This is a genomic window from Candidatus Symbiopectobacterium sp. 'North America' (assembly GCF_015762685.1).
Taxonomy (GTDB): Bacteria; Pseudomonadota; Gammaproteobacteria; order Enterobacterales; family Enterobacteriaceae; genus Symbiopectobacterium.
On record NZ_PEHF01000040.1, the window covers coordinates 93,027 to 106,320 of the forward strand.

8 protein-coding genes and 2 pseudogenes are annotated in these 13,294 nt (G+C 52.8%); 8 read left to right on the forward strand and 2 right to left on the reverse strand.

Annotation, left to right across the window (positions count from 1 at the left end):
- Nucleotides 1-104: 104 nt before the first annotated feature.
- The 5 genes and pseudogenes from CS369_RS09245 to CS369_RS09265 all read left to right on the forward strand — a co-directional run.
- Nucleotides 105-2,414, forward strand: a pseudogene (locus CS369_RS09245) (DNA translocase FtsK); the annotation flags it as partial.
- A gap of 157 nt (nt 2,415-2,571) precedes the next feature.
- Nucleotides 2,572-3,183 carry an outer membrane lipoprotein chaperone LolA gene (lolA, locus tag CS369_RS09250; RefSeq protein ID WP_196906848.1) on the forward strand — a complete coding sequence of 204 codons (612 nt, stop codon included), beginning with the start codon at nt 2,572-2,574 and terminating at the stop codon, nt 3,181-3,183.
- A 7-nt stretch (nt 3,184-3,190) separates the two neighbouring features.
- On the forward strand, nt 3,191-4,534 hold the full coding sequence (locus tag CS369_RS09255; RefSeq protein WP_196906849.1) for a replication-associated recombination protein A: 1,344 nt from the start codon (nt 3,191-3,193) through the stop codon (nt 4,532-4,534).
- A 97-nt stretch (nt 4,535-4,631) separates the two neighbouring features.
- A complete protein-coding gene (gene serS / locus CS369_RS09260; protein WP_196906850.1) occupies nt 4,632-5,927 on the forward strand; it encodes a serine--tRNA ligase in 1,296 nt (431 codons plus the stop codon).
- 165 nt (nt 5,928-6,092) lie between these two features.
- Nucleotides 6,093-7,227 (forward strand): annotated as a pseudogene (locus CS369_RS09265) (MFS transporter).
- 21 nt (nt 7,228-7,248) lie between these two features.
- Here CS369_RS09265 and CS369_RS09270 read toward each other — a convergent pair.
- Nucleotides 7,249-8,151, reverse strand: a complete 903-nt coding sequence (locus CS369_RS09270) for a LysR family transcriptional regulator (RefSeq protein WP_196906851.1) — start codon at nt 8,149-8,151, stop codon at nt 7,249-7,251.
- A gap of 242 nt (nt 8,152-8,393) precedes the next feature.
- On the opposite strand from CS369_RS09270, the gene CS369_RS09275 reads away from it, so the two are divergent.
- From CS369_RS09275 to CS369_RS09285, 3 genes are read left to right on the forward strand one after another with little or no spacing between them, the layout of a single operon-like run.
- Nucleotides 8,394-9,707 (forward strand): cytosine permease, encoded by a 1,314-nt coding sequence (locus CS369_RS09275; RefSeq protein ID WP_196906852.1) that lies wholly within the window; start codon nt 8,394-8,396, stop codon nt 9,705-9,707.
- Nucleotides 9,708-9,746: 39 nt separating this feature from the next.
- Entirely contained in the window at nt 9,747-10,856 is a 1,110-nt protein-coding gene (locus CS369_RS09280; RefSeq protein WP_196906853.1) for a DUF917 domain-containing protein, read from the forward strand.
- A 6-nt stretch (nt 10,857-10,862) separates the two neighbouring features.
- Nucleotides 10,863-12,434: a hydantoinase/oxoprolinase family protein gene (locus CS369_RS09285; protein ID WP_244664913.1), complete on the forward strand. Its 1,572-nt coding sequence runs from the start codon at nt 10,863-10,865 to the stop codon at nt 12,432-12,434.
- Between the two features lie 57 nt (nt 12,435-12,491).
- Here CS369_RS09285 and pflA read toward each other — a convergent pair whose 3' ends face one another.
- Nucleotides 12,492-13,232, reverse strand: coding sequence for a pyruvate formate lyase 1-activating protein (pflA, locus tag CS369_RS09290; protein WP_196906854.1), 741 nt, complete (start codon nt 13,230-13,232; stop codon nt 12,492-12,494).
- Nucleotides 13,233-13,294: the final 62 nt, after the last annotated feature.

Genomic DNA, 13,294 nt, shown 5'->3' on the forward strand with positions numbered 1-13,294 from the left:
CGGTGGGGCCAAATCGCGATCGCACGCCGCCGTTGGGCGCTATGCATGATCTGGGTGTACCCACAGTGGCCACGGCCACGCCTGCGTCTAGCGATGCCGTGCCCTTTATGCCTGCCTTTACGGCCGCTGGGGAGGATAATCCTCAGGTGAAACAAGGCATGGGCCCGGAATTGCCGCGTCCGAATCCGGTGCGTATTCCTACCCGGCGTGAACTGGCGTCTTATGGCATCAAATTGCCGTCACAGCGTCAGGCAGAAGAGCAAGAGCGAGAAGCGCAACGTTTGGCACAGTCCCAGCCTGAAACGATTGAAAGGATTGCACCCGACGATGCGGAGATTGACGAGGCCGCACAAGAGGCTGCCCTGCGTCAGGCTTATCTGGAGCAACAAGAGCAGCGCTACGGCGAAGACTATGCCGAACGCGAGCAGGATGAAGAGGCGCTGTTGCAGGCGCAATTGGCGCAGGCGTTTGCTCAGCAGCAACAGGCGCGTTATGACGTCAGTGCGCAGCCAGAAAGCCCGAGAGCAACGCCAGCCGTCGAGTCGGTAGGCACAAAAGAGCTGGCCTCAGCCAGTGTGACGGCAGCATTTATCGCCGGTGTCGCTGCGGATGCCGATGCGAATGAGCCTGCTTTTTCTTTCTCGCCGTTCAACGATTTGGTGGATGAGTCGCCTAAAGCGCCGCTGTTTACCTTGTCGCCAGCCGATGTGGCTAAACCGGAGCAGGATTCTGCCCCCCCATTGCCCACATGGCGTGCGGCAACTGACGACGATGATAGCCTGGCAACGCGCGCACATCCGGTGGTGGAGCCTCAACATAGCGAGGATTTCGCCGATGATGATGAGCCTGAAAGCGATGCCGTGCCCTCATTGATGGATAGTCTTATTCATCCGTTCCTGGTGCGTAACGATCAGCCTCTGCAAAAGCCAACCACACTATTGCCGACGCTGGAACTGCTCACAGCACCGCCGGAAAGTGAAGCGCCGGTTGACCATTTCGAGCTTGAGCAGACCGCGCGTCTGATTGAAGCGCGTCTGGCGGATTATCGTGTTACCGCCAGCGTGCTAGGTTACGATGCAGGGCCGGTGATCACCCGTTTTGAGCTGGACTTGGCTCCCGGCGTGAAGGCCGCGCGTATTTCCAACCTGTCGCGTGACCTGGCGCGCTCGCTGTCTGTCGTAGCGGTGCGCGTGGTGGAAGTTATCCCCGGTAAACCTTATGTCGGTCTGGAGCTACCGAATAAACTTCGCCACACCGTTTATCTACGCGAAGTGCTCGATTGCAAGGCATTCCGGGATAACCCGTCACCGCTGGCAGTGGTGCTGGGCAAAGATATTGCTGGTCAACCCGTGGTCGCCGATCTGGCGCGTATGCCGCACTTGCTGGTGGCAGGGACGACAGGGTCGGGTAAATCTGTCGGCGTGAACACCATGATCATCAGCATGCTGTATAAGGCGACGCCGCAAGATGTGCGCTTTATCATGATCGACCCCAAAATGCTTGAGCTGTCGGTCTACGAAGGGATCCCGCATTTGCTGACCGAAGTGGTTACCGACATGAAAGATGCGGCGAATGCGTTGCGCTGGTGCGTCGGTGAAATGGACCGTCGCTATAAGCTGATGTCCGCATTGGGCGTGCGAAATCTGGAAGGCTATAACGAGCGGGTGAAAGCGGCGGAAGCGATGGGGCGTCCAATCCCTGACCCGTTCTGGAAACCCGGCGATAGCATGGATACCACACCGCCCGTGCTGGAGAAATTACCCTTTATCGTGGTGATGGTGGATGAATTTGCCGATCTGATGATGGCGGTTGGCAAAAAGGTAGAAGAGCTGATCGCTCGCCTGGCGCAGAAAGCGCGCGCTGCTGGTATCCACCTGGTGCTGGCGACTCAGCGGCCTTCCGTGGATGTTATCACTGGCCTCATCAAGGCCAATATTCCGACGCGTATCGCCTTTACTGTGTCGAGCAAGATTGATTCACGTACCATCCTCGATCAGGGCGGAGCAGAATCGCTGCTGGGGATGGGGGATATGTTGTATATGGCGCCAAACTCCTCCATTCCGGTGCGTGTGCATGGCGCGTTCGTTCGCGACCAGGAAGTTCATGCCGTGGTACTGGACTGGAAAGCGCGCGGGCGTCCGCAGTACATCGACAATATAACCAGTGCCAGCGATGACGGCGAAGGCGGCAATCTGGAATTTGGCGGCGATGAAGATTTGGATCCGCTGTTCGATCAGGCCGTGGCCTTTGTTGTAGAAAAACGGCGAGCCTCCATTTCTGGCGTGCAACGTCAATTCCGCATCGGCTACAATCGTGCCGCGCGTATTGTGGAACAGATGGAAATGCAAGGCATCGTTAGCGCGCCGGGGCATAATGGCAACCGAGACGTGTTGGCACCACCGCCCATGGACTGATGCCATTTACAGACAATTCGTCTACCGCATCGCGTGATTCTCAGGCAATAGTTATAGGCAGCACGGCGAGCAGTAGGTCGTGCAGTACGACATGTGCAAAGTACAATAGTCAGACCGCGATGGCGGTCTTTTGAATCGACAGCAAAGGATGTAAATAATGAGAACAGGCTTAGTGGCAGGCGTGCTGATCGCCGGGATGACGTCCAGCGCGGTTTATGCCGATGCAGCGAGCGATTTACAGAGCCGACTGAACAAAGTGAACAGCTTCCACGCGACGTTCACCCAGAAAGTCACTAGCGCTGAAGGAACGGCGGTGCAGGAAGGTCAGGGGGAGCTCTGGCTGAAACGGCCAAATCTGTTCAACTGGAAGACCACCGCGCCGGATGAAAGCGTGCTAATCTCTGATGGCAAGACGCTGTGGTTCTATAACCCGTTCGTTGAGCAGGTGACAGCGACCTGGCTGAAAGAAGCTACGGGTAATACGCCCTTTATGCTCATCACACGTAACGATGCCAGCGAATGGGGCCAGTATAACGTGCGTCAGCAAGGGGATGACTTTGAGTTAACGCCGAAAGCGGCGAAGGGTAACCTGAAACAGTTTGCCATCAAGGTCAATGCCAGCGGCACCATCAAGAGCTTTGTCGCGACGGAGCAGGATGGGCAACGCAGCAGCTATACCCTGCAAAACCAGCAAAACGGTGCTGTGGATGGCAGCAAGTTCACCTTTACGCCGCCAAAAGGCGTGACGCTGGACGATCAACGGCAGTGAGGCCATCGTGAGTAACCTGTCGCTGGATTTTTCGGACAATAGCTTTCAGCCACTTGCCGCGCGTATGCGACCCGTTACGTTGGCGCAATATATCGGTCAACAGCATCTGCTAGGCGCGGGTAAGCCCTTACCGCGAGCGATAGAGGCGGGGCAGTTACACTCCATGATTCTATGGGGGCCGCCCGGCACCGGAAAAACCACGCTGGCAGAACTGATTGGTCGCTACGGACAAGCTGACGTGGAGCGAATCTCTGCCGTGACCTCCGGCATCAAAGAGATTCGTGAAGCGATAGAGCGTGCGCGGCAAAATCGCGATGCCGGGCGACGTACCATCCTGTTCGTAGATGAAGTGCATCGCTTCAACAAGAGTCAGCAGGATGCTTTTCTGCCGCACATTGAAGACGGCACCATTACTTTCATAGGCGCAACCACCGAAAACCCTTCGTTTGAGCTTAATTCGGCGCTGTTGTCGCGTGCGCGCGTCTATTTACTGAAGGCACTCACCGCAGAAGACATCGAACAGGTGTTACAGCAGGCGATGACCGATACCGCACGAGGGTTTGGCGGGCAGAACATCGTATTGCCTCCTGAGACGCAGCGATTGCTGGCGGAACTGGTGAATGGCGATGCGCGGCGCGCGTTGAACAGTCTGGAAATGATGGCGGATATGGCCGAGGTCGATGCGCAGGGCAACCGGGTGCTAACCCCCGAACTGCTGCACGAAGTGTCGGGCGAACGTAGCGCGCGCTTTGATAACAAAGGCGACCGCTACTATGACCTCATCTCTGCATTGCATAAATCGGTGCGAGGTTCCGCACCTGATGCCGCATTGTACTGGTATGCACGCATTATTACCGCCGGTGGCGATCCGCTGTATGTTGCACGGCGTCTGTTGGCGATAGCCTCCGAAGATGTGGGCAATGCCGATCCGCGGGGAATGCAGGTGGCGATCGCCGCCTGGGATTGTTTCACCCGCGTGGGTCCGGCAGAAGGGGAACGCGCTATTGCTCAGGCGATTGTGTATCTGGCCTGCGCACCCAAGAGTAATGCGGTCTACACCGCGTTTAAAGCGGCGATGCAAGATGCCAGAGAGAAACCCGATTACGACGTGCCGGAGCATTTGCGCAATGCGCCCACCAAACTGATGAAAGAGATGGGGCTGGGTGCGGAATACCGCTACGCCCATGATGAACCCAATGCCTATGCGGCGGGTGAGGACTATTTCCCGCAAGCTATGGCGCAAACTGGCTACTATAAGCCAACGTCACGCGGTCTGGAAGCCAAAATTGGTGAAAAGCTGGCCTGGTTGACTGCACAGGATCAAAATAGCCCGACAAAACGCTACCGCTGAACTAGGCGTTGCGGTAAGGTTATAAGGTTGTTTTCTATCGCGCGACGGGTGTCGCGCAACGTAAAATTTCACCAAAAAACATTAAAACAGGATTAGCATGCTCGATCCCAATTTACTGCGTAATGAGCTAGACGCAGTTGCCGAAAAGCTACTGGCTCGCAGAGGTTTTAAACTGGATGTAGACACACTGCGTCAACAAGAAGAACGCCGCAAAGTGCTACAAGTAGAAACGGAAAGTCTGCAAACAGAGCGTAACTCCCGATCGAAAGAGATCGGTGCGGCTAAATCTCGTGGTGAAAATATCGAACCGTTGCGCCGCGAAGTGAATACCCTGGGTGAAAAGCTGGATGCGGCCAAGGCCGAGCTGGATGCCTTGCAAAATGCCATTCGTGAACTGGCGTTAACCATTCCGAATATGCCGGACGACGCTGTGCCGTTGGGCAAAGATGAGCACGATAACCAAGAAATCAGCCGCTGGGGTGAGCCACGTCAGTTTGATTTCCCGGTGCGCGATCACGTTGATTTAGGCGAACTGGCGAAAGGTGTCGATTTTGCTGCCGGTGTTAAATTGACCGGTGCGCGTTTCGTTGTCATGAAAGGGCAGATTGCTCGCCTGCACCGCGCACTGTCACAATTTATGCTGGATCTGCATACCGAACAGCACGGTTATCAGGAAGCCTACGTGCCTTACCTGGTTAACCACGCTACGCTGTACGGTACCGGCCAGTTGCCGAAGTTTGGTGAAGACCTGTTCCACACTAAACCGTTGGATGAAGAAGCGGAAAGCAGCAATTATGCGCTGATCCCGACGGCGGAAGTGCCGTTGACCAATCTGGTGCGTGACGAAATTCTGGACGAAGAAACACTGCCGATCAAAATGACGGCGCACACCCCATGTTTCCGTTCTGAAGCAGGTTCCTACGGTCGTGATAACCGTGGCCTGATCCGTATGCACCAGTTTGACAAAGTGGAGTTGGTGCAGATTGTGCGCCCGGAAGACTCCATGGATGCGCTGGAAACGCTGACGACGCATGCGGAAACCGTGTTGCAACTGCTGCAATTGCCTTATCGCAAGGTGCTGCTGTGTACCGGTGACATGGGCTTTGGCTCAACCAAAACCTACGATCTGGAAGTGTGGCTGCCAGCGCAGAATACCTACCGTGAAATCTCTTCTTGCTCCAACATGGGGGATTTCCAGGCTCGACGCATGCAAGCGCGCTGCCGCAGCAAGAGCGACAAGAAAACGAGTCTGGTGCATACGCTGAACGGTTCCGGTCTGGCGGTTGGGCGTACACTGGTTGCCGTGCTGGAAAACTATCAGCAGGCGGACGGACGTATTGCCATTCCTGATGTACTGCGCCCTTATATGGGTGGATTGGAGTTTATCGGATAAACACGCCGCTGTTTCCTTATTAAAAGCGCCTTTCGGGGCGCTTTTTGCATTATGGCGCTTCAGTATCACAAAACGTGCGGACCGAGATTGCCCTCGTTGACTTTTAAACGCGCAGTGTCATGATGCGCGCACACTTCCTTGTTGTATTGGTTACCCACGTCCACTATGTCTGCTTTTTCTCGCCCAGTGCTGTTATTGCTCTGCGGTCTTATGCTGCTTACGGTTTGTATCGCTGTACTAAATACGCTGGTTCCGTTATGGCTTAACTATCAGCATGCTTCTGTGTGGCAGGTCGGCGTCGTGGGGTCATCCTATTTTACGGGTAACTTGCTGGGGACGCTGTTGGCCGGACGCTTGATTCTCCGTCAAGGGTTTAATCGCAGCTATTACCTTGCCGCTGTGCTGTTTGCGTTGGCAACGCAGGGGCTGATGTTTTCCACGGACTTAACCAGTTGGCTGGTATGGCGTTTTGTCGCCGGTGTCGGCTGCTCGCTGATATGGGGTGTCGTGGAAAGTGCGCTGTTGTGCAGCGGCTCAGCCACGCACCGTGTTCAACTGCTTGCAGCCTATATGGTTGCCTATTATCTGGGAAGCGTCGTTGGCCAGATCTATGTCGGCCTGCTGCCAACCGCTGTAGCGAGTGTTGTTCCCTGGATGGTAATGCTGATTGTGTTTGCCGTGTTACCGTTGCTGTGCACCCGTTTACCGCGTCTGACGCAGCCGGAGCATCCAGTCCACGTCGGAAAAATGTTGCGTAAGCGCAGTGCGCGTCTGGGCATCAATGGCTGTGTGATTTCCGGCGTGATCCTGGGATCGTTGTATGGGTTGATGCCGCTTTATCTCTCCCACAGTGGCACCAGCGATGCTGACGTGGGTTATTGGATGGCGCTGTTGATTGGTGCCGGTATTGTCGGTCAGTGGCCAGTGGGGCGCATGGCAGATCGCTATGGGCGCTTACTGGTGCTGCGCGTGCTGGTGTTTGCCGTTATTGTTGCCTGCGTTGCGCTATTGAGCGTTGGACATCTGGTAATGGCACCTGCGTTGTTTTTGATGGGCGGAGCGGGATTTACGCTGTACCCGGTAGCAATGTCCTGGGAGTGCGAAAAGGTATGTAATGAAGAGCTGGTGGCGATGAACCAGTCATTGCTGCTCAGTTATACCGTCGGCAGCATTGTTGGTCCCAGTGTGGCGGCCGCGCTGATGCAAACCTATTCTGATCGCGTGCTGTTTGTGCTGATTGCTGCGGTATCGCTGGTTTATGAAGAAAAGCGATCGCCACCCCAAACCGTTGGCGGCATAAATGTCACTTTAGGCTGGCTAATTAGCTTTTGCTTGCCTCCACGATATTGTTCCATAACGCTTCTGCTACCGGGCTCAGGCGCTGCCTGGCGTTGCGAATCAGGTAAAAGATACTGGTTAGGTTTAACTCGTCAGGGGCGATAGCGGCCAATTTGCCCTGTTCTACCCAGGCTGCGGCGTAGTGATCGGGTAAGTAGCTAATATGGGTGCCGGCTAACACGAGCAATAAACTGCTTTCGAGGTGCCAGGCGGTTTGATGAAAACCTTGCTTAGAGACTGGCCCTAATTGTTTGCTGATTTCATTAACAGCATGCCCACCAATCAGAATCCTTCTCGGGTTCAGTGAGCCATTGCGCCAATCTCTTTCAATGTATTTTGCCTCTTTTGCTTTTGAATACAGATAGCTGTGCTCAATAAATACCGGTTCGTAATAGATATCAACAGGGAAGTCATCGGGTAATACGCTAAGCACAATGTCCAGATTGGCATTTTTTAGGTGCTCAATCAGTGGAGTATATTCGGTGATCTCCAATTCTACATTCACTTCAGAACTCTGTTGGTACAGCTTTGCTATTGCGTGTGAGACCACATTGTTGGGATGTGTCGCCGTGTTGTCCAGACAACCGAGTTTCACGGTACCTTTAAGCTGATGTTGAATACGCGCTAATCGATTGGCAAACTCATTGATCGTGGAGATAATAGATTTCGCTTCCTGATAGACAATTTCTCCTTCGCTTGTGAGTTTAAAACCACTGCGGCCCCGTTCGCAAAGTAACACGCCAAGCACATCTTCCAGGCGAGAAAGATAGTTGCTTAAAACAGGTTGGGTCAGCCCTGTTGCATTTTGTGCATTGGTAATACCGCGTTTTTCTACGATGATACAAAACAATTTCAGCCAACGAATTTCAAGCTTATCTAATCGCATAAAGCATCCTATTCAATATATCAAATATGCTGAATGTTAACATTGAAACAAAGCGCTATTACCAGAAGTAAATTCGCTTTATGTTATATACACACCCGATTAGAAAGAAGTCTTACCGTTTTTTCGTATTACACCAGGGAAATCCTATTTCCACGTTAAACGTGGCAATGTTTTTTTGATAGCCGCGCGAAAACATCACGTAGAATGTTCGCTAGTGAAATTTAACCTAGATGGGGAATAGTATGTCTTACGAAAAATGTGTTCGAATAAAATCAAAACCTCGATATATATGTGACTATGAATATGAAACCGTGCCCAGTGAAGCACGCAAACGATGGTATATCATTGCGCTGATTTGGACTGCTATTGGTATTGATATATCTGGGCTTTATCTGGCTTCCTATCTGAGTGGTGGGTTATCATTTGGTGCTGCTGTCAGTGTGACACTTATTGGATCTGCTATTCTCAGTATATTGGCGGCACTTTGCGGGAACGTTGGTTTTAGCACTGGATTTTCAACAGCATTATTGAGCAATTCAGTATTTGGTCTCTGGGGCGGAAAACTGATAAATATTATGCTGTCGCTATCGCTAATCGGGTGGTTTGCATTTCAGTTGGATTTTTTTGGAGAAATATTTCAAAAATCAATGTATTACTACCAACTATTTCCTGATCGCTTGAGTATTTTGGGTTTTGGTATGCTGCTGATGACGATACCTGCTATCTGGGGTGTCCGTGCGCTGGGTACACTCAGCGCATTCAGTGTGCCGCTAATGTTGGTGTTGATTATCATCGGGATCTTTTTAGCAGCCAAAAATCAGTCGACAGTTGTTGCGCCCTTAACGCTGACAAGTTCGTTGAGCATGGGGAACGGTATTTCTTATGTGGTTTCAATTTGGATTATGGCTGTTGTTGTTTCACCAGATATTGCACGCTATGCGAAAACGCGTAAAGACGCAATTTTAGGCGCTGGTATCGGATTTTTCGTCGGTAACAGCATTATCATTCTGATAGGGCTAATTCTGACGCATTTAGTTGGAAGCAGTGATTTGGTTGAGATATTTTTCGGCATCGGTCTCGGAATATCCGCTATTGTCATTTTGATTTTTGCCCAATGGACAACGAACAATTCCAACCTTATATCATCCGCATTAGGGCTCTCCGTCGTCATGCGCAGCGTACCTCGTCCAGTCTTGGTTACGCTGCTTGCTTTGGCCGGGTTGGGGCTTGCCTGTAACGGCATGGTGACCAATTTCACTGTCTTTTTGTCACTCCTTGGGATTTTTATCTCGCCAATAGCCGGTGTCTATTTGGCTGAATACTACTTTTTGGGGGCCCAACACATAGCACAGCGAATTGACACAGCTAAGGTAGTTAATGTTCCTGCCTGTATAGCATGGATTATTGGGTGCGGGACCAGTTTGCTCACGTCGCCTGAGTTTAGTGGGAAATTGACGCTCACCACTGTACCCGCGTTGGACGGTGTTTCTGTGAGCATAATCATTTATGTTGCCCTGAGCAGCATCATGCAAAAACGTTTGGTTGGTAGTTGTTAGAACGAACCGTATTCTCGAAACTACCCGATTGGATGATGCATGAGCCGTTATATTGACGAACAAGCCATTGATGATATCGCGTTAGGCGCATCGTTATTAGGATCTGGTGGAGGTGGGGATCCTTATCTTGGCGCTTTGATTGCAAAGCAAGCGATGAACAACTGGGGGCCAGTTCATCTGTGGAATATTAACGATATTGAAGATAACGCACTTTTTATCCCCTGTAGTTTAATGGGGTCTCCGACGGTGGCGATTGAGAAAATTATTTCTCCATCGCAAGTGATACGTGCCTTTGAGATGATGGAGACAATGCTTGCGCGATGTGCTACGGGAACTTTCCCCATTGAAGTCGGTGGTATTAACTCGTTGATACCAATGATTCTGGCCGCGCAAAAGCAGATCCCTGTGGTGGATTGTGATGGTGTAGGGCGCGCATTCCCTGAAGTACAAATGGTTAGCTTCTATCTTGACGATCTTCCTTCAGGGCCAAATACCCTTGCGGATGAAAAAGGCAATACGCTGGTTTTACACCCGATTGATGGCCTCTGGTCTGAACGCTTTGCTCGCGCGATCATGGAACAAATGGGCGCAGCAGCGGTGATGTGCGACTACCCCTTAACCGGGCGGGCGTTAAAAAAAAGCGCTATTCCCAGCACCCTCACCCTGGCCCAACACATCGGACAAACGTTACGGCTGGCGTGGCAGTTGGGCAGTAACCCGATTCACGCCATCACCCAGGCGCTCAACGGCCACGTTATAGCCTCCGGCAAGATTATAGACGTTAAGCGCCAGACCACGGGCGGTTTTGTGCGTGGTCACGTGCTTATCGAGGGGATGCGCAACGATAAGGGTGAACAGGTTACCGTATTATTTCAGAATGAGTTTCTGCTGGCATACCGTTCATCTGCCCACCTAGAACCTACGCAGGATAATCTGCTGGCGGTGGTGCCCGATCTGATCTCAATTACTGACAGTGAAACGGGTCGCCCGATCGTAACCGAAAACCTTCGCTATGGGCAGCGAGTTGATGTGGTGGCATCCCCCTGCCACGCCAAGTGGCGCAGCGCGAGAGGTTTGGCTGTCGCTGGCCCCAGATATTTTGGTTATCCCGTTGACTATGTGGCTATTGAACAGTTGGTGAATCGGTAAGGCGACATGATGGTGTTAAAAAATCACTATCGTCTCGGTGTTGATGTGGGGGGAACACATACCGATGCTGCAATTCTGGATGGCGATCTGCGCTGTGTCGCCACCGCGAAGGCCCCGACGAGCGAGGATGTGTATGGCGGTATACTGTCAGCTATTGCACGGGTGATGGCCCGTTCGGGGTTGGCGCCAGACCTCATCTGCTATGCCATGCTTGGCACCACGCAGTGCACAAACGCCGTGGTATCACGTCAGGGATTAAACCGCGTAGGCTTGCTGCGGCTTAGTCTGCCCAGCAGCGATGGCGTCCCTCCCTTGTCGGGATGGGACGCAGCATGGCGAGCGCTTGTGGGCGATCATCTCTATCAGTTGCACGGCGGTTATGAGATTGATGGGAGAGAGATCCACCCTCTCATCTACCAAGAGGTCATCGCTGCCTGCGAAAGGATGTGCGGGCAGGTCGACTGCATCGCAATTTGTGGTGTGTTTGCACCGATCAATGCTGCTCAGGAGCACCAGGTCGCGCGCTGGGTGAGTGAGAGGCTACCCGGCGTCGTGTTGTCGCTGTCGCACCGTATTGGCAATATCGGGTTGTTAGAACGCGAAAATGCAACTGTTCTGAACGCGGCACTGCATACCACAGCGGATCGTTTTGTAAATGGCTTCATTAATGCATTAAGGCACCATGGTATCTCGGTTGAGCCTTATTTTAGCCAAAATGACGGAACCCTACTGTCGATGGAGGCAGCCAAACGCTATCCCATCCTGACCATGGCCTGCGGACCCACCAACTCGTTGCGCGGCGCATGTCATTTATCGGGACTGAAAGAGGCGCTGGTGATTGACGTGGGCGGTACGACAACCGATATCGGCGTTTTGACCAAGGGCTTTCCACGTGAGTCCTCTCTCGCAGTGAATATCGGCGGCGTACGTACGCAGTTTCGCATGCCGGATATCCTCTCCATCGGTATTGGTGGCGGCACGCTGGTGCGCGAAACCCGTGAGGGGGAGGTGCTGATTGGTCCGGACAGCGTCGGTTATCGCTTGTTGCAGCAGGCCATGAGTTTTGGTGGCGATCGGCTAACGTTGAGCGATGTGCTGATCAACTGTGAGCCGGAACGGTGGTCGGGACCGCAACCGACGGTGCGCCCCACGTTGGATGCATCATTCTGCCAACGCGTTTACCATGCCATGATTGCCAGGGTAGAGGAGGCCATTGATCGAATGAAGACGTCTGCGGCGTTGATGCCCGCTATCGTAGTGGGGGGAGGGTGCATTCTGCTACCTGATAGGTTGAAAGGCGTCAGCCAGGTGATCCTGCCTGCGAATTTTGATGCGGCCAATGCTATCGGTGTGGCACTGGGACAGATCGGCGGACAAATCAATCGAGTGGTGACGATGGACGTGGGCGATCGCGCTAGCGTGCGTGATGCCTTGCAACAAGAGGCGATTGCGCTGGCCGAGGCGGCGGGTGCAGAACGCGGAAGCATAACGGTCATCGAGTTTCTTGAAGTACCGCTAGCATATTTGCCGGGCAATGCCGTTCAGGTAAAAGTCAAGGTTGCTGGAAATCTGCTATAACAAGCAAGGCATGATATGAAACGCTCCCATCCGGTCATCGTTTGGGAGCGCGTCACATCAGTAAATGACTTTATGTCCGTAGCTTTGCAGTATCGATTGCACGCGGTTCATGGTATCGGCCTTCGGCGGTTTTACACCATCCAGCTTATACTCTTCCCCCATAGCGACCCATTTATGTTTGCCCAGTTCATGGTAGGGCAGCAATTCGATTTTCTCGATGTTGGTCATGTCTTTGGTGAATTCACCCAGCAGGTGCGCTGAGGCATCATCATCCGACCAACCGGGGACGACTACGTAGCGAATCCAGGTGCGCTGATTGCGCTTGGCTAAATAACGGGCAAATTCCAGCGTGCGGTGATTGGAGACGCCCACCAGATTCTGGTGAATACTCTCATCCATCTGTTTCAAATCCAGCATCACCAGATCGGTGACATCCAACAGTTCATCAATCACCGGATCGTAGCGGCGCACGAAACCATTGGTATCGAGGCAGGTATTGATGCCCTCTGCCTGACAAGCGCGGAACCAGTCGCGCACAAATTCAGCCTGAAGAATGGCTTCACCGCCCGATGCGGTAACACCGCCGCTCGAGGCATTCATAAAGTGGCGATAGGTCACCACTTCTTTCATCAGATCCTCAACCACGATCTCCTTGCCACCGTGGGTATCCCAGGTATCGTGGTTATGGCAATACAGACAGCGCATCAGGCATCCCTGAAAGAAAACGATGAAACGAATACCGAGACCATCAACGGTTCCGCAGGATTCAAATGAGTGAATGCGACCGATCAGTGACATTGCAAGTGTTTCTCCAAATGTGGCCGTTCAATAGCAGCCGGTGTTAACACGAACAGGGAAAT

Excerpts from the sequence above, each read along its gene's own strand:
- pflA (WP_196906854.1), bottom strand. The coding sequence starts at position 13,232 with ATGTCACTGATCGGTCGCATTCACTCATTTGAATCCTGCGGAACCGTT.
- lolA (WP_196906848.1), top strand. The coding sequence starts at position 2,572 with ATGAGAACAGGCTTAGTGGCAGGCGTGCTGATCGCCGGGATGACGTCC.
- CS369_RS09270 (WP_196906851.1), bottom strand. The coding sequence starts at position 8,151 with ATGCGATTAGATAAGCTTGAAATTCGTTGGCTGAAATTGTTTTGTATC.
- CS369_RS09285 (WP_244664913.1), top strand. The coding sequence starts at position 10,863 with ATGATGGTGTTAAAAAATCACTATCGTCTCGGTGTTGATGTGGGGGGA.
- serS (WP_196906850.1), top strand. The coding sequence starts at position 4,632 with ATGCTCGATCCCAATTTACTGCGTAATGAGCTAGACGCAGTTGCCGAA.
- CS369_RS09280 (WP_196906853.1), top strand. The coding sequence starts at position 9,747 with ATGAGCCGTTATATTGACGAACAAGCCATTGATGATATCGCGTTAGGC.
- CS369_RS09275 (WP_196906852.1), top strand. The coding sequence starts at position 8,394 with ATGTCTTACGAAAAATGTGTTCGAATAAAATCAAAACCTCGATATATA.